This window comes from Streptomyces sp. TOM-9, assembly GCF_056858595.1.
The window spans coordinates 5519619-5539176 of sequence record NZ_JBXEQB010000001.1; the positions used below are offsets into that span (position 1 = coordinate 5519619).

The 19558-nt window shown below is 72.6% G+C and carries 23 protein-coding genes and 2 tRNA genes; 14 read left to right on the forward strand and 11 right to left on the reverse strand.

The window, feature by feature from the left end; translation table 11 throughout:
- Nucleotides 1-4 precede the first annotated feature (4 nt).
- On the forward strand, nucleotides 5-184 hold the full coding sequence (locus tag AC1VWI_RS25785) for a hypothetical protein (protein WP_499513389.1): 180 nt from the start codon (nucleotides 5-7) through the stop codon (nucleotides 182-184).
- A 1040-nt stretch (nucleotides 185-1224) separates the two neighbouring features.
- On the opposite strand, the gene AC1VWI_RS25790 is transcribed toward AC1VWI_RS25785, so the two are convergent.
- From AC1VWI_RS25790 to AC1VWI_RS25810, 5 genes are all read right to left on the reverse strand, one after another.
- Nucleotides 1225-3273, reverse strand: a complete 2049-nt coding sequence (locus AC1VWI_RS25790; protein WP_499513390.1) for a PA14 domain-containing protein — start codon at nucleotides 3271-3273, stop codon at nucleotides 1225-1227.
- A gap of 48 nt (nucleotides 3274-3321) precedes the next feature.
- A complete protein-coding gene (locus AC1VWI_RS25795; RefSeq protein WP_499513391.1) occupies nucleotides 3322-3663 on the reverse strand; it encodes a hypothetical protein in 342 nt (113 codons plus the stop codon).
- A 61-nt stretch (nucleotides 3664-3724) separates the two neighbouring features.
- Complete coding sequence (locus AC1VWI_RS25800) at nucleotides 3725-4513, reverse strand: hypothetical protein (RefSeq protein ID WP_499513392.1); 789 nt, start codon at nucleotides 4511-4513, stop codon at nucleotides 3725-3727.
- Nucleotides 4510-5067 (reverse strand): SigE family RNA polymerase sigma factor, encoded by a 558-nt coding sequence (locus AC1VWI_RS25805; protein WP_499513393.1) that lies wholly within the window; start codon nucleotides 5065-5067, stop codon nucleotides 4510-4512. The genes AC1VWI_RS25800 and AC1VWI_RS25805 overlap by 4 nt, the downstream gene beginning before the upstream one ends.
- Before the next feature lie 30 nt (nucleotides 5068-5097).
- On the reverse strand, nucleotides 5098-5793 hold the full coding sequence (locus AC1VWI_RS25810) for a hypothetical protein (protein WP_499513394.1): 696 nt from the start codon (nucleotides 5791-5793) through the stop codon (nucleotides 5098-5100).
- Nucleotides 5794-6056: 263 nt separating this feature from the next.
- On the opposite strand from AC1VWI_RS25810, the gene AC1VWI_RS25815 reads away from it, so the two are divergent.
- The 3 genes from AC1VWI_RS25815 to AC1VWI_RS25825 all read left to right on the forward strand — a co-directional run bounded on the left by AC1VWI_RS25815 (nucleotide 6057) and on the right by AC1VWI_RS25825 (nucleotide 7747).
- A complete protein-coding gene (locus AC1VWI_RS25815; protein WP_499513395.1) occupies nucleotides 6057-6605 on the forward strand; it encodes a hypothetical protein in 549 nt (182 codons plus the stop codon).
- A gap of 184 nt (nucleotides 6606-6789) precedes the next feature.
- On the forward strand, nucleotides 6790-7341 hold the full coding sequence (locus AC1VWI_RS25820; RefSeq protein WP_499513396.1) for a DoxX family protein: 552 nt from the start codon (nucleotides 6790-6792) through the stop codon (nucleotides 7339-7341).
- Nucleotides 7342-7501: 160 nt separating this feature from the next.
- The gene (locus AC1VWI_RS25825) at nucleotides 7502-7747 is read left to right on the forward strand and encodes a DUF8825 domain-containing protein (RefSeq protein WP_499513397.1); all 246 of its coding nucleotides are present in this window, start codon (nucleotides 7502-7504) and stop codon (nucleotides 7745-7747) included.
- Here the strand turns inward: AC1VWI_RS25825 and AC1VWI_RS25830 are convergent.
- The 3 genes from AC1VWI_RS25830 to AC1VWI_RS25840 all read right to left on the reverse strand — a co-directional run bounded on the left by AC1VWI_RS25830 (nucleotide 7717) and on the right by AC1VWI_RS25840 (nucleotide 10451).
- Entirely contained in the window at nucleotides 7717-8184 is a 468-nt protein-coding gene (locus AC1VWI_RS25830; protein WP_499513398.1) for a nuclear transport factor 2 family protein, read from the reverse strand. The two genes, AC1VWI_RS25825 and AC1VWI_RS25830, sit on opposite strands and share 31 nt — an antisense overlap.
- Nucleotides 8185-8515: 331 nt before the next feature.
- A complete protein-coding gene (locus AC1VWI_RS25835) occupies nucleotides 8516-9178 on the reverse strand; it encodes an NAD(P)H-binding protein (protein ID WP_499513399.1) in 663 nt (220 codons plus the stop codon).
- Between the two features lie 28 nt (nucleotides 9179-9206).
- Complete coding sequence (locus AC1VWI_RS25840) at nucleotides 9207-10451, reverse strand: amidohydrolase family protein (protein WP_499513400.1); 1245 nt, start codon at nucleotides 10449-10451, stop codon at nucleotides 9207-9209.
- Between the two features lie 213 nt (nucleotides 10452-10664).
- Here AC1VWI_RS25840 and AC1VWI_RS25845 point away from each other — a divergent pair.
- From AC1VWI_RS25845 to AC1VWI_RS25875, 7 genes are all read left to right on the forward strand, one after another.
- Nucleotides 10665-10737: transfer RNA gene (locus AC1VWI_RS25845), tRNA-Thr, on the forward strand.
- A 46-nt stretch (nucleotides 10738-10783) separates the two neighbouring features.
- Nucleotides 10784-10856 (forward strand) — tRNA-Met (locus AC1VWI_RS25850).
- 88 nt (nucleotides 10857-10944) lie between these two features.
- Complete coding sequence (rpmG, locus tag AC1VWI_RS25855; protein WP_004571794.1) at nucleotides 10945-11109, forward strand: 50S ribosomal protein L33; 165 nt, start codon at nucleotides 10945-10947, stop codon at nucleotides 11107-11109.
- A 99-nt stretch (nucleotides 11110-11208) separates the two neighbouring features.
- Nucleotides 11209-11661 carry an FAS1-like dehydratase domain-containing protein gene (locus tag AC1VWI_RS25860; protein WP_499513401.1) on the forward strand — a complete coding sequence of 151 codons (453 nt, stop codon included), beginning with the start codon at nucleotides 11209-11211 and terminating at the stop codon, nucleotides 11659-11661.
- 4 nt (nucleotides 11662-11665) lie between these two features.
- Nucleotides 11666-12100 carry a MaoC family dehydratase gene (locus tag AC1VWI_RS25865; protein WP_499513402.1) on the forward strand — a complete coding sequence of 145 codons (435 nt, stop codon included), beginning with the start codon at nucleotides 11666-11668 and terminating at the stop codon, nucleotides 12098-12100.
- Nucleotides 12101-12177: 77 nt separating this feature from the next.
- Nucleotides 12178-12741 (forward strand): TetR/AcrR family transcriptional regulator, encoded by a 564-nt coding sequence (locus tag AC1VWI_RS25870; protein WP_499513403.1) that lies wholly within the window; start codon nucleotides 12178-12180, stop codon nucleotides 12739-12741.
- A 79-nt stretch (nucleotides 12742-12820) separates the two neighbouring features.
- Nucleotides 12821-14263, forward strand: a complete 1443-nt coding sequence (locus AC1VWI_RS25875; RefSeq protein WP_499513404.1) for a DHA2 family efflux MFS transporter permease subunit — start codon at nucleotides 12821-12823, stop codon at nucleotides 14261-14263.
- 56 nt (nucleotides 14264-14319) lie between these two features.
- On the opposite strand, the gene AC1VWI_RS25880 is transcribed toward AC1VWI_RS25875, so the two are convergent.
- Nucleotides 14320-14802 carry a winged helix-turn-helix transcriptional regulator gene (locus AC1VWI_RS25880; protein WP_499513405.1) on the reverse strand — a complete coding sequence of 161 codons (483 nt, stop codon included), beginning with the start codon at nucleotides 14800-14802 and terminating at the stop codon, nucleotides 14320-14322.
- Nucleotides 14803-14920: 118 nt separating this feature from the next.
- Between AC1VWI_RS25880 and AC1VWI_RS25885 the strand changes: the two genes are divergently transcribed.
- Nucleotides 14921-16090, forward strand: coding sequence for a thiolase family protein (locus AC1VWI_RS25885; protein ID WP_499513406.1), 1170 nt, complete (start codon nucleotides 14921-14923; stop codon nucleotides 16088-16090).
- A gap of 57 nt (nucleotides 16091-16147) precedes the next feature.
- Nucleotides 16148-17203, forward strand: a complete 1056-nt coding sequence (locus AC1VWI_RS25890) for a UDP-N-acetylmuramate dehydrogenase (protein ID WP_499513407.1) — start codon at nucleotides 16148-16150, stop codon at nucleotides 17201-17203.
- A 23-nt stretch (nucleotides 17204-17226) separates the two neighbouring features.
- Here AC1VWI_RS25890 and AC1VWI_RS25895 read toward each other — a convergent pair whose 3' ends face one another.
- Nucleotides 17227-17859: an NAD(P)-dependent oxidoreductase gene (locus AC1VWI_RS25895; RefSeq protein ID WP_499513408.1), complete on the reverse strand. Its 633-nt coding sequence runs from the start codon at nucleotides 17857-17859 to the stop codon at nucleotides 17227-17229.
- Between the two features lie 48 nt (nucleotides 17860-17907).
- Between AC1VWI_RS25895 and AC1VWI_RS25900 the strand changes: the two genes are divergently transcribed.
- A complete protein-coding gene (locus AC1VWI_RS25900; protein WP_499513409.1) occupies nucleotides 17908-18516 on the forward strand; it encodes a TetR/AcrR family transcriptional regulator in 609 nt (202 codons plus the stop codon).
- On the opposite strand, the gene AC1VWI_RS25905 is transcribed toward AC1VWI_RS25900, so the two are convergent.
- A complete protein-coding gene (locus tag AC1VWI_RS25905) occupies nucleotides 18506-19519 on the reverse strand; it encodes an adenosine deaminase (RefSeq protein ID WP_499513410.1) in 1014 nt (337 codons plus the stop codon). The genes AC1VWI_RS25900 and AC1VWI_RS25905 overlap by 11 nt on opposite strands.
- Nucleotides 19520-19558 lie beyond the last annotated feature (39 nt).

The window sequence follows — 19558 nt, forward strand, 5'->3', positions numbered from 1 at the left end:
CTCCATGAACAAATACGTGATCAACGCTGAGTTCTCCAGCTCACGCCGCGAAGTCGAGGCTGCGGAGTACCGCACGGTCGGAGACTTCATCGACTTCTTCGGAATCGGCGACGCGGGCGAATCCGTAGTGGTTCTCCGTATCCGCGCCGCACGAGTCGAGACCATCGATCGGGTCAGCTCCTAGTTTGGCGGGCTGGGGCTGACGGATCAGTACTACACCGTCGGCCCCGGCTGCGCCCGGACTGTGAATCTTCCATAGTGCGCGGAACTACTGAGTGTCTATCTGCGCCACAACGGCCGCGTACTCAGATGGGCGCCCATGAGCGTTCCTGGACAGTCCACGCAGTTCAGAGAGCAATCAAGCGCAGGTACTGCGGGTCCTCGCGGTGCTTCGGGACGAAGGGGTCGGCGGGTAAGGTCGTTGGTCGTTCTTTGGTCTCCGGGGCGAAGATCTGGACGACGCATGGACGGGGACCACGATGCACGGCAGTGCAACGAGCCAAGCCGCAGGTCAGGGCCCGTTTCGGTGCCCGATCGCCGGGAGTCTGTAAATCCGTCGGCTTAGCCTACCCAGGTTCGAATCCTGGCGCCGCCACAGTGGAAACACAGCCCCTGAGCTGCGGAAACGCAGCGCGGGGGCTGTTTTGTTTGCGCCGGCGGATGCGGGCCACGATCCCCCTCCGTCCCGTTCGCGCGCACCCTCTGCCAGCGTTTTGCGGACGGGGCGCAGGCGGGAGTCCGGGGCCGACCTGCGGCTGTGGGGCATGCTGCGGGAGCCTGGTTCGCCGTCGTGGTCGCATTGTCAGTGGCCAGTGCGAAGCTCCCGGCGTAGCCGTGCGAGGAGATCATCATGGGTACCTGGGCTACCGGCCCCTTTGACATCGAGCCGTAGCGCAGGGCTCAAGAGCCCACTGTGCCGCCGGGGTTCATCAGCCACTGCATGTACCAGTCGTGGAAGTCCGGCCCGGGGTTGAGCCCCTGGTCGGACCCCGCCCCCGCTTCCCGCTGGAGGTAGCGGTGACGTGCCGCACCGAATCGCCGATGGCCGGGGTGGGCTTCGGCTGGCGCCTGGAGCCGCTCGTGGGCCGTGGCACGAGGTGAGCTCGCCGACGCCGGATTTTCGCAGCGCGGGCTCCCGCACCGGCGGACGACGACTCGGTGGAAGGGGACCGGAAACTCACCTTCCGGTCCCCTTGCCGGCTGTCGCCGCCGGCGCGGGCCGGGTCAGTAGCTCAGGGCGGCGATCTCGGACGCGCCCGATTCCGTGCCGTCCGCGTAGAGGACCGTGACGCGGTAGTAGATCGTGGTGGCGGCGGGCTGGGCGCGGTCGGACCAGTACCAGTCGGTCGAGTTGCCCTTGGGCTCCGTGGCGAGCGCGTCGAAGGTCCCGCTCTCGCGGTTCCATCGGCTCACGGTGAAGGCGGTCACCGGGCTGCCGTTGGCGTTCTTTCCGTCGGTGAGGAACCAGTGGAGGGAGCCGGTCTCGGTGCTGTTCAGGTGGATCGGGGCGCCGGTCGCCGGTGGGGCGGTGGGGCGGAGGTCGAGTTCGGTGACCTCGGTGACGGTCGCGCCGGTGTCGGGGGTGAGCTGGTTGCCGTATTGGTCGACGGAGACGACCGCGTAGCCGATCCGTTGGCCGTCGGCCGCCGCCCGGTCGTGGAAGGTCGTCGCCTTGATCTCCCGCGGCCGCAGGGTCCAGGGGTCGATCAGCGGGGCGTACGTCCACCGCCCGTCGGCGAACGTGCCGCGCAGCACGCGGTAGTGGTCGAGGCCCGGTGCGGTGTCGGCGTCCCAGGTGAGGGTGACGCCGTTCTCCTTGGGGTCGGCGGTCAGGCCGGTGACCGGGGCGGGAGCCGTCGTGTTCCCGGAGACGGTGACGACGACCTCCTGGGACGCGGTGCCTCCGTTGCCCGCGTGGTCGACCGCGACCACCCCGTAGTAGTAGGTGGCGCCGGGCGGCGGCGCCGCGTCGGTGAACGTGGTGCCCCGGACCCCCGTGCCGACGACCTCCCGCGGGCCCCCGGTACCGCGCGGCTGGGCGTACCGGATGATCGTGTAGCCCGCGAAGTCGTCGCTGGTCCGCTCGGAGGGGTCCCAGGTCAGCGTGACGCCTGCCTCGTCCTCCCGGCCGCGCGCGTTGAGTGCGGTGTCGACCGGACCCGTCAGGTCGCGGGTGTAGTACATCGCCGATCGGGAGGCCGCCGACTCGTTGCCGTGCGTGTCGACGGCGGTGACCACGTAGTAGTGGATGTCGCCGGTCTGCGGCAGCGGCCCCGTGTAGCCGCCATGCGACAAGGCGTCGCCGGTCACCCGGTTCTCCGGGGTGAGGGCGACCGGCAGGGACGTCGAGCGGTAGACGCGGTAGCCGGCCAGGTCGGGCTCGGAGTTGCTGTCCCAGTACAGGGTGATCGTGCTGGGGTAGCCCATGGCCCAGTTCTCCTCGACGCCCTTCGGGGCGGCGGGGGCGGCCCTGTCGACGGTCGTGATGCCGAGGTCGGCGGTGCCCGACGAGGTGTTCCCGGCCCTGTCGTAGGCGCGGACCTCGTAGTAGTAGACGTTGCCGTCCTTCGGGACGGTCGTGTCGGTGTACGAGGTGGAGGTCGTCGTGGCGATCGGCTTCGAGGGGTAGGAGGCGCCCTTCAACCGGCGGTACACGCGGTACCCGGCGAGGTCCATCTCCTTGTTCTTGGCCCAGCCGACCTTCGTGGACGCGGTGGTCGCGCTGTAGGCGACGGTGGTCCCGGCCGGGACGAGGGGCTTGACCTTGTCGACCGTCGCCGACGTGCGGGGGGTGTAGCCGAAGGTGACGTTGGCCGCGCCCGTCCAGTTGACGAAGTCGACGCGCAGGGTGTGCTTGCCGGAGGGGACGGTGACGTTGGCGGTCCTGCGCACGGTGGACGACACGTTCTTCCACAGGTCGACCTTGCGGACGCCGTCGAGGTAGACGCGGATGCCGTCGCGGGAGGAAGCGGTGAACGTGAACGGCCCACCCGAACCGAAGTCGCGCGTGGTGGACCAGCGGACGCCGAAGTTGTTGACGGGCAGGCCCTTGTAGGGCGCGCCGGTGCCCCAGTTCTGGTCGATCGCCGAGTCGCAGTCCGTGTGCCTGGGGGTCCCGGAGAACGTGGTGTTCGCGTAGAACGTCCGCTTGAAGACCGGCGAGGTGCAGGTCACGGCGGCGGAAGCGGGCGTGGCCGCGGTGAGCAGGCCGCCCGCTGTGGCGAGCACGACGGTGGCGGCCGTGGCGACCGTGGCGCTTCTGGGTCGGTTCATGCGTTCCTTCGCTTCCGGTCCTCGGCGGCATGGCGGCACCGCCGACGATCAGGACCGATGAGGAACGCGCTTGGTTGTACGCCCTGGACCTCGGTGTCCACGGTTTCTACCGCGGCGTAGGAGCAGGAAGACGGTCTTGGCCAGGACGACGGCCACGAGGGCGCCGACGGCCCAGTGCTTCCAGGGGCCGGACGTCAGCAGCAGCCCGCCCAGGCCCAGGTGGGCGCCGACGACCAGCACGACGACGGCTGCGACGCCGAGCTTCGTGCGCCGTCGTGCCGGGTACCGGGCCGGCTGGTCGGTACGGACGTGGCCTTCGGCCTGCTGCGACCGCTCGACACCCATGACGAGGAACCCCCACCTTCCGTGGTCGGTGTGCTCTTCGTCCATGACGACAGGGCGGCGGGGCGGTATGTGACACCGGCCGTGCGACGGGCCCCTTTTCCAGGGGTCAGCGCCAGTCGGTGTCGCGGCTGAGGCGGTGGTGGTGGGTGTCGTACTGGTCGACGGTGGCGATGGTCCTGCCGTCGGGGATGGCGACGGCCCAGGCGCGGTAGTCGGTGCCGGGGACGGTGACGGTGGTGGCCTTGAGGCGGGTGCCGTCGGTGAGGTTGACGATGCCGTACGCGATGGCGGCCTCGGGGTTGGCGACCATGAGGCGGGAGCCGGTGGTGCCCTTGTCGTGCAGGCCCCACAGGCCGGTGCCGCCGCTGCCGGCGGGGTCGTGGGCGCCGGTGACGGGCTGGCAGTCGGACCAGGGGCCGCCCTGGTGGTCGATGCGGATGCCGCCGATGTACATGCGCTGGCACAGCAGCGCCGTGCCGGGGGCGGTGGTGCCGTCGGGGAGGGTGGGGAGGCGGTAGCCCTCCGGCAGCGTCCGGTGGAACTCCAGCGCGACCGACCAGGGGGCGCCGCCGGTCGTGCCGCCGGCCACCCGGACGGTGACGGGGCCGGACGTCGCGGTGGCGGTCGGGCTCGCCGCCGGGGAGGAACGGTCCGCGGGGCCGGCGGAGGGGCGGGCCCCCTGGATCGAGACCGCCACGGCGACGGCGAGGACGCAGGCGGCACCGGCCACGGCGCCGACGGCGACCGCCGCGCGGTGGCGCTTCCTGCGCGCCCGCGCGGTGGCGAGGATCCGGTCGACGGGGGCCTGGGAGGCGGGGTAGGCGTCGCGCGACCGGGCGAAGGCGTCGCGCAGCCAGTCCTCTTGGGCGGGGCGGCGGTCGTGGTCGGGAGTCATCGTGCCTCTGCGGGGCGGCTGGACGGGTGAAGACGGGCGAGGGTCGCCCGGTTGCGCAGTTTGTCCAGGGCCCGGGAGGCCTGGCTCTTCACGGTGCCGACCGAGCACCCGAGGACGTCCGCCACTTCCTCCGCCGACAGGTCCTCGCAGTAGCGCAGCACGACGACCGCCCGCTGCCGCTCGGGCAGTCCGGCGAGCAGGCGGGCCAGGGCGTCGTACCCGTCCACGCCCCCGACACCCGCCCCGTCCTCGGGGGCGGGGCGGGTGTCGGGCAGCGACGGGAGGAGGAGGTGGGCGATCCTGCGGCGGCGGTGCCGGCTGCGGTTGGTGTTGACCAGCGCCCGCCGCACGTAGTGCTCCGCGTGCTCGGGCCGCAACCGCCCCCAGTGCGGGTACACCTTGGCCAGCGTCGACTGCACCAGGTCTTCCGCTTCGTGGAAGTCCCCGGTGAGCAGGTACGCGGTGTGCGTCAGGGCGCGCCAGCGGGCGGCGACGAACCGGGTGAACTCCGCGTCCGGTCCGCTGCCCTCGGCTCGGTGGTCACGTGGCTGCACGGCAGGAGGTGCCCGTCCTTCTTCCTGGGATCAGCGCCAGTAGGTGTCGTGGCTGAGGCGGTGGTGGTGGCTGTCGTACTGGTCGACGGCGGCGATCGTCCTGCCGTCGGGTATGGCGACGGCCCAGGCACGGTAGTCGGTGCCGGGGACGGTGACCGTGGGAGCCTTCAGACGGGTGCCGTCGGTGAGGACGACGACGCCGTACGCGATGGCGGCCTCGGGGTTGGCGACCATGAGGCGGGAGCCGCTGGTGCCCTTGTCCTGGAAGCCCCACAGGCCCATGCCGCCGCTGCCGGCGGGGTCGTGGGCGCCGGTGACGGGCTGGCAGTCGGACCAGGGGCCGCCCTGGTGGTCGATGCGGACCCCGTCGATGTACATGCGCTGGCACAGCAGCGCCGTGCCGGGGGCGGTGGTGCCGTCGGGGGACGTCGGAAGGTCGTAGCCCTCCGGCAGCGTCCGGTGGAACTCCAGGGCCACCGACCAGCGCTTGCCGTCCACCCGGCCCTTGCCGATCAGCTGCGTGACGACCTTGGGCGCCTGCTTCACGGGCGCGGCGACCGCCTTGGCGGCCACGGCGGCGGGAGCGCCGGCGCGGTGCGTGGCCGGGACGGACGGGGCCGACGGGGCCGATGGCGCCGCCATGGCGGAGGCGCCGAGCGACATCGCGCCGATCGCGACCGCCGTGGCGGCCGCCACGCCTGCCTTCCTGGCAAAACTGAGAGCCACGGAGCATTTCTCCTTCGAAGCCGCCACCCGGCACCGCGCCGGGCGGTCCTTGACGGCCGGCGCGGTGGGCCCGCGCGCCGGCCTGCGTGGCCACCGGATGCGGTGGCCGCCGCTTGGACGTCCATTCGTAGGTACTCCCGAATGCGCGCGGAGGGTTGCACGGCCGCGCAACTTCGCTCGGGGCGCGGCCGGTTGCGACCGCACCGTACGGTGGCGTCCGGCCGGCCCCGTCACGCGGGCCGCAGGGGAGAGGGGAGCCGGGAATGGCAGGCACGACCGCGTCCGAATGGTGGGAGACGCTGCCGGCCGGGGTCCGGGAACAGGTGGACGGGTACGTCCTGCAGGACAGCCTGATCCGCGCGGTACGCGTCGTCTTCGAGGCCGGCCGGGCCCGTGGCCTCGGGCTCCACGAGGCCCAGATCGTGGTGGGCGAACGCTACGACCACCACGGCGACCGGATCGCGCGCACCCCCGACAGCCCCCTCGACACGGAATCCCTGCACGCCCGCGCCGCCGGCTTCCCCGGCCGCGTCGCCGCGATCGAGGCGGTGTGGGACGGCGACACCGTGCACGACTGGTTCGTGGAGCTGCTGGCGCTCACCGCCGATCCCGCGGGCGAGCACCACCTGGCCACGATCTACCGGGGCACCGCGGTGCGGTACCTGGGCGAGGAGAGGGGCCCGGGCCTGCGTCACCCCTCGGCGGTCGCCGCCGACCGGGCGGGCCGGGCCCTGGCCTCCGTCCTCTCGGTCCCCTTCCACTTCGCGAGTCCGGACACCCCGGACGACGAGGCGCCGCGCCTGCGGCTCTGAACGACGCGAGGCCACCGCCGGCCACCGGTGGGCATCGGTACCACCCGGCACTTCCGGTATTTCGGGATGAGATGTACGAAAGAGGGGAAAGTGGTTGAACGTGGCACACAGCTGTCGCGTACCTCCTGAGGGAGGAGGGATGCCTGTGTGATCCGCAGTGACTGCACTGACAAGAGGTTTCCCCATGCATCACATAGCCGAGCGATTGCGCGTCCAGCCGCAGGCCGAGGACGCCGTACAGGCGCCGCCGCGGGTGACCGCCGGTGACTGCGGCCTGCTGCTGATCCGGCTCACCTTCGGTGTCCTGATGGCGGGGCACGGGCTCCAGAAGCTCTTCGGATGGTTCGGCGGCCAGGGGCTCACCAGCACCGGCAAGAGCTTCGAGATGATGGGCTACTCGCCGGGGAAGGTCTTCGCCGCCATCGGCGGGGCCTCGGAGTTCCTGGGCGGCGTGGGCCTGGCGCTGGGGCTGTTCACCCCGCTCGCCGCGGCGGCGCTGATCGGCGTGATGATCAACGCCATGGTCACGGTGACCGGCGCCCGCGGGCTGTGGGACGAGCAGGGCGGCATCGAGTACAACCTGGCCATCACCGTCGTCGCCCTCGGCATCGCCGCCATCGGCCCCGGGCGGCTCGCGCTGGACCGGTACTTCCGCTGGGGGAGGGGCGGCTGGGCCGATGCCGCCGTCGCGCTGGCCCTGGGCGGCGTGGGGGCGCTGGTCGTCCTGCACCTGTAGGCCGGGCCCCCGTACCGGGGGTGCACCTGCCCGGTGGCCCCGGAGCGCAAGGGAGCCCCGGGGTCACCGGACGTCCGGCGCGGGCGCCGCGGCAAGCTCACCCCTACGAGTGACGTGTGAGGCGTGCGCAGAAAATCGAACACATGATTGAATCCTGTGCATGGCCAACACCGTGTTCCCGCCCGACCTGGTGCAGGCGCAGCGCGAATGGCACCGCACCTACGCGCAACTCGCCGCGGAGCCCGCCCATGCGGCGGTCCTGCGACGACGCCTGCTCTGGCTCTCCTGCCGGCTGTTCTGGCACCCGTACTGGCGCACCGGCCCCGGCCGGTTGCCCGCGGCCCGCGTGGAGCTGCGGCGGCAGGCGCGGGCCGCTCAGAACCCGAGGTCGGACAGACCGGGATGATCGTCGGGGCGCCGTCCGAGCGGCCAGTGGTACGCGCGCTCCGACTCGGCGATCGGGGTGTCGTTGATGCTGGCCAGCCGTACGCGCATCAGGCCCTCGTCGTCGAACTCCCAGTTCTCGTTGCCGTACGAGCGGTACCAGTTGCCGGAGTCGTCGTGGCACTCGTAGGCGAAGCGGACCGCGATGCGGTTGCCGTCGAAGGCCCAGAGCTCCTTGATGAGCCGGTACTCCTGCTCCCTGGTCCACTTGCGGGTGAGGAACGCGACGATCTCCTCCCGCCCGTTGACGAACTCGCCGCGGTTGCGCCACCGGCTGTCAGGTGTGTAGGCGAGGGACACCTTCTCGGGGTCGCGGCTGTTCCAGGCATCCTCCGCGAGGCGGACCTTCTCGATCGCGGTCTCGCGGGTGAACGGGGGTGCCGGGGGCTTCATCGGCATGGTCTCTCCGTGACGTCAGGGGATGGTGCTGGCCGTCCCGATACGATCAAGTGCAGCCCAGAGCCGGACTGATCGCATCTCGGCCGTCCCCCCTCTACCCCCCCGCCCGCGCCCGCATCCCGCGCCCCGTGGAATTCGCGGCCCGGGGTACTGCTGTGACCTCAAGGCCACCCGGGAGATCGGCTTCGACGAGGCCTTCCCGTACGAGGGCTTCACCAAGCCCCTCGCCCAACGGCGCATCGGCATCCCGCGGATGCGCCCGGAGTCCGGAGTCCGGAGCCCGGAGCCCGGAGCCCGGCGCCAAGGCCCACCAGGCCGCCCGGGGTGCGGTTCAGTTGCCGGCGACGTCCTTCACCGCGACCGACACCGGGGTGTGACCCTCGATCAGTTCCAGGGTGAGCCCCGCCGTCGAGGGCGTGTCGAGCAACTCCGCCAGAACCGCCGCGACGTCGTCACGGGTCACCGAACCGCGCCCGGTGGAAGCGGCGAGCCGGACCCGCCCCGTGCCCGGGTCGTCGGTCAGATGGCCGGGGCGGACGATCGTCCAGTCCAGGGCGGCGCGACGGCGCACCTCGGTGTCGGCGGCGCCCTTGGCGCGCAGGTAGGCGGTGAAGACCTCGTCGGTGCCGGGGCGGGACCCGGCGTCGGCCCCCATGGCGGAGACCATCAGATAACGGCGTACGCCCGCGCGTTCCGCCGCGTCGGCCAGCAGCACGGCGGCGTCCCGGTCGACGGTCTCCTTGCGGGCGGCGCCGCTGCCCGGCCCCGCGCCCGCCGCGAAGACGACCGCGCCGGCCCCGGCCAGCGCCTGGGCCACCTCGTCCACCGATGCCGACTCCAGGTCGAGCACGATCGGCTCGGCGCCGGCCTCGCGCAGGTCATCGGCCTGTTCCGGCGTGCGGATGATGCCCGCCACCTCGTCCTCGCGCGCGGCGAGCAGCCGCTCCAGCCGCAGCGCGATCTGTCCATGTCCACCAGCGATCACAGTGCGCATGCCACCGACGCTACGCCCGGCGCGCCGTTCATGCCGGGTCACGTCGGCTCCTCGACTGACGCGGCAGGTCGAGCGCCAGGGTGTCGGTGTACTCGCGTACCGCGCTGGTCCGGGAGACGACCCGCCCCCGGTGGATGACGATCCGGCTGTACGCGAGCGAGAGCGCGCTCTCCAGCCGGTCGGCCCGTACCGCGAGCAGCTCGGCGGGGAAGCCCGCCTCCACCCGCACCTCGGGCAGCCCCATGACGGCGCGGGCGTCCCGGCTCACCGCCTCGTAGGCCTCCCCGGGGGCGCACTCGCCGTGGGAGGCGAGCAGGAAGGCGGCCTCCAGGGGGTCGCCGCGGCCGACGGGGTTGGTCAGGTCGCGCAGCGCGCCGCTGCCCGCGGCGATCCGGACGCCGGCCGCCCGCAGGGTCCGCACCGGCGCGGTGCCGCCGCGGCGCAGCGACTCGAGGGCACCGCAGCCGCCCTGCGGGAGGGCGGTCAGCGAGACCCCGGCGGCGGCGAGCTGCCCCGCCAGGCGGACGGTCGTGTCGTACGGGAGCCGGGCCAGGCCGCCGCAGGGGCCGAGGGCGACGCCGGGGCGCAGTCCTCCCGCCATCGCGGCGAGCCGGGAGAGCCGGGCCGGGTCGGCGGCGTCGGTGTGCAGGTCGACGGGGAGGCCGAACTCGGCGGCCACGGCGAGCACGGCCTCCGCGTACCCGCCCGGGTCGGGGTCGAGGTCGGGGCAGCCGCCCACCACGTCGGCGCCCATCTTGAGGGCGTCGCGGAGCACCGCGAGGCCGTCCGCGCCGGCGGGCCCGGTGAGCACCCGGGGCACGGCCACGGTCCGCACGTCGACCAGGCCGCGCAGGGCGCGCCGGGCCTGCAGCGCCGCCTCCAGGGCGCGCAGCCCCTGTACGTCGCCGATGCGGATGTGCGTGCGGACCGCGGTCGCGCCGTGGCCGAGCTGGTGGAGGGCGCCCTCGGTGACCCGCCGCTGCACGTCCTCGGCGTCGTACGAGGGCGGTCCGGCGGAGCCGGCGGTCAGGGCGGTGTCGAGGTGGGCGTGCGGTTCGGCGGGGGCGGGCAGCAGGAGGTAGCCGCCGAGGTCGACACGGGTGCCCTCGTGGAGGCTGCCGGCGGTGCCGACGGCCTCGATGCGCGCTCCGGCCAGGCGCACGTCGACGGTGCGGCCGTCGGCGAGGCGGGCACCGCAGAGCAGGAGGGCGGGGGCTGGGGCGGTTTCGCCCAGCGGCGGGTCGGTGGGCTGCTGCGGCTGGCTGTCGGTCATCGCGCTCCTCGGGGCCGGAGGCAAGATCACGCGGTTCCGAGCCTAGGGCGCGGTGCCCGGTCCGTCCGGGAAGAGCGAATAGTCGTACTGGTGACGTCAAGTGACGTATGGGGCCGAGCGGCTGGGGCGGCGGAGGTGGGAGGTGGTCCGGCGACTGCCCGCAAGATACGGATTTCACCTTCGGCGGCGGACCGTGTAATGTCTTCCTCGCTCGCCCCAATAGCTCAGTCGGCAGAGCGTCTCCATGGTAAGGAGAAGGTCTACGGTTCGATTCCGTATTGGGGCTCTGGTGATCGGATGACCCGCCACCCGGCGGGTGATCTTTTCATCGAAGCGGCGTAGCTCAGTCGGTAGAGCAAGCGGCTCATAATCGCTGTGTCACCGGTTCAAGTCCGGTCGCCGCTACCCCGCGTAGCCGATTGTGGGATCGGTCCTTCAATCGGCTACTCTTTCCGTGTTCAAACCTTATTGCCGTTCGTCAAGGAGCACTCACGTGGCCGCCACCGACGTCCGCCCGAAGATCACGCTGGCCTGCGTGGAGTGCAAGGAGCGGAACTACATCACCAAGAAGAACCGGCGCAACGACCCGGACCGTCTTGAGATGAAGAAGCACTGCCCGCGCTGCAACGCGCACACCGCGCACCGCGAGACGCGCTGACCCAGGCCGTAAGACCGAAGAGGCCGCCCCTGTCACGGGGGCGGCCTCTTGGCGTTGGCGGACCCGCCGACGCGCAGACCACAGCTCCAGGAGGTGCCGATGGCGCTGGACCAGTCCTTCGTGGGGCGGACGTATCCGCCCACCGCTCCCTACGAGGTGGGCCGGGAGAAGATCCGCGAGTTCGCCGAGGCCGTCGGCGACCCGAACCCGGTCTACACCGACCCCGACGCGGCCAAGGCCCTGGGCCACCCGGACGTGATCGCGCCGCCGACCTTCCCGTTCGTGATCACGTACAAGGCCTCGGGGCAGGTCGTCCTCGACCCGGAGCTGGGACTGGACTACGGCCGGGTGGTGCACGGCGACCAGAAGTTCAGCTACACCCGCCCCGTGCGGGCCGGTGACCGCCTGTCGGTGACGGTCACCATCGAGGCCATCAAGTCGCTCGCGGGCAACGACGTCATCGACGTCCGCGGCGAGGTCCACGACGAGAGCGGCGAGCACGTGGTGACGGCGCTCATGAAACTGGTGGCGCGCGCGCCGGAGGGTGAGTGAACCGATGACGGCGAAGATCTCCTACGACGAGGTCGAGGTCGGCACCGAGCTGCCGGCGCGGTCCTTCCCCGTGAACCGCGCCACACTCGTGCAGTACGCGGGCGCCTCCGGTGACTTCAACCCGATCCACTGGAACGAGAAGTTCGCCACGGAGGTCGGACTGCCGGACGTCATCGCGCACGGCATGTTCACCATGGCCTCGGCGATCCGCGTGGTGACGGACTGGGCGGGCGACCCGGGCGCGGTCGTGGAGTATGGGGTCCGCTTCACCAAGCCGGTCGTGGTGCCGAACGACGGCACGGGCGCGCTGATCGAGGTCAGCGCCAAGGTCGCGGCCAAGCTGGACGACGACGAGCGCACGGTCCGGGTGGACGTGACGGCCCTCAGCGCCGGGCAGAAGGTGCTGGGCATGTCGCGCGCGGTGGTCCGGCTGGCGTAGCCGTGAGGAGAAGGCGGCGGGGCGTCCCGCCGCCTTCCTCTTGCCCACGCTTGTTATTGACTGATAACTTACTTGGCATGGCAGGCGACGGCATGCGGATGAGCGCGGAGGAGCGCCGCGAGGCGGCGATCCGCGCGGCGATGACGGAGTTCGGCACGGGTGGCTACAACGGCACCTCGACCGGCGTCATCGCCAAGCGCATGGGTGTGTCGCAGCCGTACCTCTTCCGGCTCTTCCCGAACAAGAAGGCGCTGTTCATGGCCGTCGCGGCGCGGTGCGTCGAGACGATCGAGGCGCACTTCGAGAAGGCGGCCGAGGGGCTGGAGGGGGAGGAGGCGTTCGAGGCGATGTGCGGCTCGTACCAGGAGCTCATCGGGGACGGCGACGTCCTGCGGATGCAGTTGCAGATGTACGTGGCCGCCGTCGACGACGAGGAGATCCGCGAGGCCTGCCGGCGCGGCTGGCTGGGCCTGTGGGACTTCGTCAGGGCACGTACGGGGGTGGGCGACCGCGAAGCGGCGGAGTTCTTCGGCACGGGGATGCTCGTGAACGTACTGGTGGCGCTCGGTGTCCCACAGCACGAGCGCGGCTGGGCGGGGATCGAGGACCTCTACGCCGACCGCTTCCCGGGGAAGGGCTGACGGGTCGCGTCGGCCTGCCGTGGGGCCCACCCATGTCCATGAAAGTTATTGATCGATTACTAATCAGCTGGGGGAGTTCATGGCACAGCAACCGACGGAGGGCCGGCGCGGCAGCGTCGTCTGGGCACTCGTCATCACCAGCGTCGCCGGATTCATGGCGGCGCTCGACAACCTGGTCGTCACCACGGCGCTGCCCTCCATCCGCGCGGACCTGGGCGGCGCCCTGGAGGACCTGGAGTGGACGGTGAGCGCCTACACGCTCACCTTCGCCGTCCTCCTGATGTTCGGCGCCGCCCTGGGCGACCGCTTCGGCCGCCGGCGCATGTTCCTGGTGGGCCTCGGCGTCTTCTCCGCGGCCTCCGCCGCAGCGGCCCTCGCCCCCGGCATGGGCGAACTCATCGCCGCCCGCGCCGTCCAGGGCGTCGGCGCCGCGATCCTCATGCCGCTGACCCTCACCCTGCTCTCGGCCACCGTGCCGCCCGAGCGGCGCGGCATGGTGTTCGGCGTCTGGGGCGCGGTGAACGGTCTCGCGGTCGCCGCCGGACCGCTCATCGGCGGCTCGCTCACCGAACACATCTCCTGGCAGTGGATCTTCTGGCTGAACGTCCCGATCGGCGTGCTCCTCCTGCCCCTCGCCCGGCTGCGGCTCGCCGAGAGCCGTGGTCCCGACCCCCGGCTCGACGTGACCGGCACGGTGCTCGCCAGCGCGGGTCTGTTCGGCATCGTCTACGCCCTCGTCCGCGGCAACGCCGACGGCTGGACCAGCGGCCCGGTCCTCGGCGGACTCGTCGGCGGCGGTGTGCTGATGGCCCTCTTCGTCCGGCACGGCATCCGCGCCCGCAACCCGATCCTGCCGATGCGGCTCTTCCGCAGCCGCGCCTTCGCCGCCGTCAACACGGCCAGCCTGCTGATGTTCCTCGGCATGTTCGGCTCGATCTTCCTGCTCAGCCAGTTCCTCCAGGGCGTCGCGGGCTACTCCCCGACCGAGGCGGGGCTGCGCATGCTGCCCTGGACGGGCATGCCGATGATCGTCGCGCCCATCGCGGGCTTCCTCTCCGACCGCATCGGCGGCCGCCCGGTCGTCGCCGCCGGACTCGCCCTGCAGGCGGTGGGCCTCGGCTGGTTCGCCGTGGTGATCGAGCCGGGCGTGTCGTACGCGGCGCAGGTGCCGGCGCTGATCGTGAGCGGCATCGGGATGGCGATGTACTTCGCCCCGAGCGCCAACATCGTCATGGGCAGCGTCCGGCCCGAGGAGCAGGGCATCGCCTCGGGCGCCAACAACGCCCTCCGCGAGGTCGGCGGGGCCCTCGGCGTCGCCACCCTCGCGGCGGTCTTCTCCGCCCAGGGCGGCTACGAGTCTGCGGCGCGGTTCGTCGACGGCCTCACCCCCGCCCTCTGGGTGGGCGCGGCCGCCGTCGCGGTCGGAGCGCTCGCGGCCCTCCTCATCCCGGGCCGACGCGCCGCTAAGGCCCCCGAGCCGGTCCCCGCCCCGCCCAAGTCCCTGGTCGACGCGACGCCCTGACGCCCCGTCCGGCGCGCGTCACCACCGGCCGGCCCGGTGGTGACGCGCGCTCCGGTCTACCCGGACCCCGTCCGCCCCGCGGGCGTCCACCCCTCGCTGCGGATGTCGAGCGCCAGGTCGCGGTCGTGGACCTCCTCGCCGCACGCGCGGCAGTACTCGACAGGGTCCACCGGATGGTCGTCCCGGTGCCGGAGCACGACCGGCGGCTCGTCCACCGCCCACTTGTCGCCCCACGCCACCAGGGACCGGATGACCGGCGCGAGGTCACGCCCCGCCTCCGTCAGGTGGTACTCGTACCGGGGCGGCCGCTCGCTGTAGGCGCGCCGCTCGACGATGCCGGCCTCCTCCAGGGCGCGCAGCCGCGCGGTGAGGCGGTCGCGCGGAGCGCCCGTGTTGCGGGCGATGGCGTCGAAGCGCCGGTTGCCGTAGAGGATCTCGCGGACCGCGAGCAGCGCCCACTTCTCGCCGACGACGTACAACGCCGCGGCTGCCGAGCAGGGGCGCCCCGGCAGTGGGGGCACAGGTGTGGTCGGGCTCACCGGGCCAGTCTCACACGGAAGGTTGTGATGTCAAACCCTCTCGTCCTACCCTCGTCCTCACGCGATCGTTGGAAAATCAAACTAACTACGCACCGCACCCTCAGGAGGCGAGAACGTCATGCGCGACGCCGTCATCGTCGAAGCCGTCCGCACCCCCATCGGCAAGGGCAAGCCGGGCGGGGCGCTCGCCGGGACGCACCCGGTGGAACTGCTCGCCCACACCCTCAAGGAGCTCGTCGGCCGCAGCGGGATCGACCCGGTGCTGGTCGACGACGTCATCGGCGGCACCGTGGACCAGGTCGGCGAGCAGGCCATGAACACCACCCGCTGGGCCTGGCTGTCGGCGGGCTTCCCCGACTCCGTCCCGGCCACCACGGTCGACCGGCAGTGCGGCTCCTCCCAGCAGGCCGTGCACTTCGCCGCGCAGGGCGTCATCGCCGGCGCCTACGACGTCGTCGTGGCCTGCGGCGTGGAGTCGATGAGCCGGGTGCCCATGTGGTCCAACGTGCCGCCCGGTGCGGACCCGTTCGGCCCCGGCGTCGCCGAGCGGTTCCCGGGCGGACTCGTGCCGCAGGGCGTCAGCGCGGAGCTGATCGCCGCCAAGTGGTCGCTGGGCCGGGAGGCGATGGACGCCTTCGCCGCCGAGTCGCACCGCAAGGCCGCCGCCGCCTGGTCGGCCGGCGCCTTCGACGCCGAGGTCGCGCCGCTGGCCGGACTCACCACGGACGAGTCCGTCCGTCCCGCGACCACCCCGGAGATCCTCGCCGGGCTGCGTCCCGCCTTCGCCGACCCCGGCTACGCCGAGCGCTTCCCGCAGATCGACTGGTCGGTCACGGCCGGCAACAGCAGCCCGGTCAACGACGGGGCCTCCGCCGTGCTGATCACCAGCAGCGAGACCGCGGAGCGCCTGGGACTGCGCCCGCTCGCCCGGCTGCACAGCTTCGCGGTCACCGGCTCCGACCCCCTGCTGATGCTGACCGGGGTCATCCCGGCCACCGAGCGGGTGCTGCGCCGCGCCGGGCTGGACCTGGCGGACGTCGACCTGTTCGAGGTCAACGAGGCCTTCGCCAGCGTCGTCCTCGCCTGGCTGCAGGAGACCGGCGCCGATCCGGCCAAGGTCAACGTCAACGGTGGCGCCATCGCGCTGGGCCACCCGCTCGGCGCCAGCGGCACCCGGCTGATGACCACCCTCGTCCACGCCATGCGGGCCCGTGGCGCGCGCTACGCGCTGCAGACCATGTGCGAGGCGGGCGGCCTCGCCAACGCGACGGTCCTCGAGGCGCTCTGATCCGTACGGGGCGGGCGGCATCCCTGGCGGAGCCGCCCGCCCCGTAACCTGAATGCCGTGCACGTACTCAACGACGCCCCGCTCGCGCCCCTGACCACCTTCCGCCTCGGTGGCCCCGCGACCCGCCTGGTGACGGCGACCACGGACGCCGAGGTCGTCGAGGTCGTCCGGGAGGCGGACGCGGCCGGGACGCCGCTGCTGGTCATCGGCGGCGGCAGCAACCTGGTGATCGGCGACGAGGGCTTCGCGGGCACCGCGCTGCGCATCGCCACCAGCGGCTTCGAACTCAGCGGCACCGAACTGGAGCTCGCGGCGGGCGAGGTCTGGACGGACGCCGTCGCCCGCACCGTGGAGGCGGGCCTGGCGGGCGTCGAGTGCCTGGCCGGCATCCCGGGCTCCGCCGGGGCCACGCCCATCCAGAACGTGGGCGCGTACGGTCAGGAGGTCGCCAGCACGATCACCGAGGTGGTCGCGTACGACCGCACCACAGGTGAGACGGTCGTCCTGGACAACGCCGCGTGCGCCTTCTCCTACCGGCACAGCCGTTTCAAGGCGGACCCCGCGCGCCACGTCGTGCTGCGCGTGCGCTTCGCCCTGGAGGACGCAGGCGGCATGTCCGGCCCGCTGAAGTACGCGGAGACGGCCCGCGCCCTCGGCGTCGGGACGGGCGACCGGGTGCCCCTGGCCACCGCCCGCGAGACGGTGCTGAAGCTGCGCTCGGGCAAGGGCATGGTGCTGGACCCGGAGGACCACGACACCTGGTCGGCGGGCTCCTTCTTCACCAACCCGGTCCTCACCGAGGCCGGTCACACGGACTTCCTGGCCCGTGTCCACGACCGCCTCGGCCCGGACGTCACGCCCCCCGCCTACCCCGCGGGCGACGGCCGCATCAAGACCTCCGCCGCCTGGCTGATCGACAGGGCGGGCTTCGCCAAGGGCTACGGCACCGGCCCCGCGCGGATCTCCACCAAGCACACCCTCGCCCTCACCAACCGGGGCGGGGCCACGACCGCCGACCTGCTCGCGCTGGCCCGCGAGGTCGTCGAGGGCGTCCACACGGCCTTCGGGATCACCCTGGTCAACGAGCCGGTGACGGTCGGCGTCAGCCTGTAGCACGCCGCGGGGCGCCCCTGGTACTAGTACGCCACCCCGACCGCCTGCTTCAGCGTCGCCGCGTCGTCGACCACCGCGAGCATCGCGTGCGCCACGTCGGCGCGGCCGATGGTGAGGCCGCCGCGCAGATTGGCGTTGAGCGCGGTCCGGTAGACCCCGGTCAGTGGCTTGTCGCTGAGCTTCGGAGGCCGTACGGCGGTCCAGTCGGTGGCGCTGCGGCGCATCTCCTCCTCCATCGCCCGCAGGTCGTCGTAGACGGGCCGCAACAGCCCCGAGACGACGGGTGCGATGATCCGGCCGAGCAGCGTCTCGTCCTGCGGCACCGGGCCCAGCGGGGCCGCGCTGACCGCCACGAACCGGCGCACGCCCTCCGCCTCCATGGCCCGCAGGACCGGGCGGGTGACCTCGGTGGCGATCCCCGCGTCCTTGCGCCGGCGCGGCCCGAGACCGGAGAGCACCGCGTCCCGCCCGGCGACGGCCGCGCGCAGCGGCTCCGGGTCGGTCAGCGACGCCGTGACGACCTCCAGACCGGATCCGGTCACGGGCAGCCTTGTCGGGTCGCGCACCACCGCGGTGACGCGGTGCCCCGCGGCCAGCGCCTGGCGCACGATCTGCCGGCCGATGCCCCCGGTCGCGCCGAACACCGTGACGTCCATCGTTCCCTCCCTGGTGGGTGAGTACTCACTCACCTTTAGGGTGAGTGCATGCTCACCCCCGAGTCAACACCCACCCGGACGCGGATCCTGGACGCCGCCGAGCGCCTGATGCGCACCATCGGCCTCGCCCGCACGACCACCAAGGAGATCGCGAAGGCGGCCGGCTGCTCGGAGGCCGCGCTCTACAAGCACTTCAGCAGCAAGGAGGAGCTGTTCGTCCAGGTGCTCAAGGAGCGGGCGCCACGGCTCGGGCCGCTCATGGCCGAGCTCACCGCCGACCCGGGCGACCGCAGCGTCGAGAGCTGCCTCACCGACATCGCGCGCACCGCGGTCCTCTTCTACGAGTCCAGCGTGCCGATCGCCGCCTCGCTCTTCGCCGAGCCCGCGCTGCTGGCACGGCACCGTGACGCACTGCGCCCCATGGGCTCCGGGCCGCACGTGCCGCTGCGGGAGCTCGCCCGCTACCTGCGCGCGGAGCGCGACAGCGGGCGCATCCGGGCCGACGCCGACCCCGAGGCGGCCGCCGCGCTGCTGCTCGGCGCGTGCTTCCAGCGCGGCTTCCTCAACCGCTACCTGGGCGAACCCGTGGACGAGCAGCCGCTGGACGACTTCGCGGTCGCCGTCGCTCGCACCGTCCTGGCCGGGATCAGTCGCTGAGCCAGTCGTCGATCCCCGCCAGGAGCTTGGTCCGCACGCCCTCCGGCGCCGCGGAACCGCGCACCGACTGGCGGGCCAGTTCGGCCAGCTCCTCGTCGGTGAAGCCGTGTGCGTCCCGGGCCAGTTCGTACTGCGCGGCGAGCCGGGAGCCGAACAGCAGCGGGTCGTCGGCGCCCAGTGCCATCGGCACCCCGGCGTCGAAGAGGGTGCGCAGCGGCACCTGCTCGGGCTGCTCGTAGACCCCCAGCGCGACATTGGACGCGGGGCAGACCTCGCAGGTCACGCCGCGTTCGGCGAGCTTCGCCATCAGCCGCGGGTCCTCCGCCGCCCGCACGCCGTGCCCGATGCGGCTGGCGTGCAGGTCGTCCAGGCAGTCGCGGACGCTGCCCGCGCCCGCCAGCTCGCCGCCGTGCGGGGCCGCCAGCAGGCCGCCCTCCCTGGCGATGGCGAAGGCGCGGTCGAAGTCCCTGGCCAGACCCCGGCGCTCGTCGTTGGAGAGCCCGAAGCCGACGACCCCGCGGTCCGTGTAGCGCACCGCGAGCCGGGCCAGCGTGCGGGCGTCCAGCGGGTGCTTGGTGCGGTTGGCGGCGACGAGGACGGCCATGCCCACGCCCGTGTCCCGGGAGGCGGTCTCCACGGCGTCCAGGATGATCTCCAGGGCCGGGATCAGCCCGCCCAGGCGCGGCGCGTACGAGGTGGGGTCGACCTGTATCTCCAGCCACCCCGATCCGTCGCGGGCGTCCTCCTCGGCGGCCTCGCGCACCAGACGGCGGATGTCGTCGGGGGAGCGGAGCACGGAACGCGCGATGTCGTACAGGCGCTGGAAGCGGAACCACCCGCGCTCGTCGGTCGCGCGCAGACTGGGCGGCTCGCCCGAGGTCAGCGCCTCGGGCAGGTGCACCCCGTACTTGTCGGCGAGCTCCAGCAGGGTCGCGGGCCGCATCGAGCCGGTGAAGTGCAGGTGGAGGTGCGCCTTGGGGAGGAGGGATACATCGCGTGCCATCCACAGATCCTGCCGTACCGGCGGGGGGTGCCGGTACCT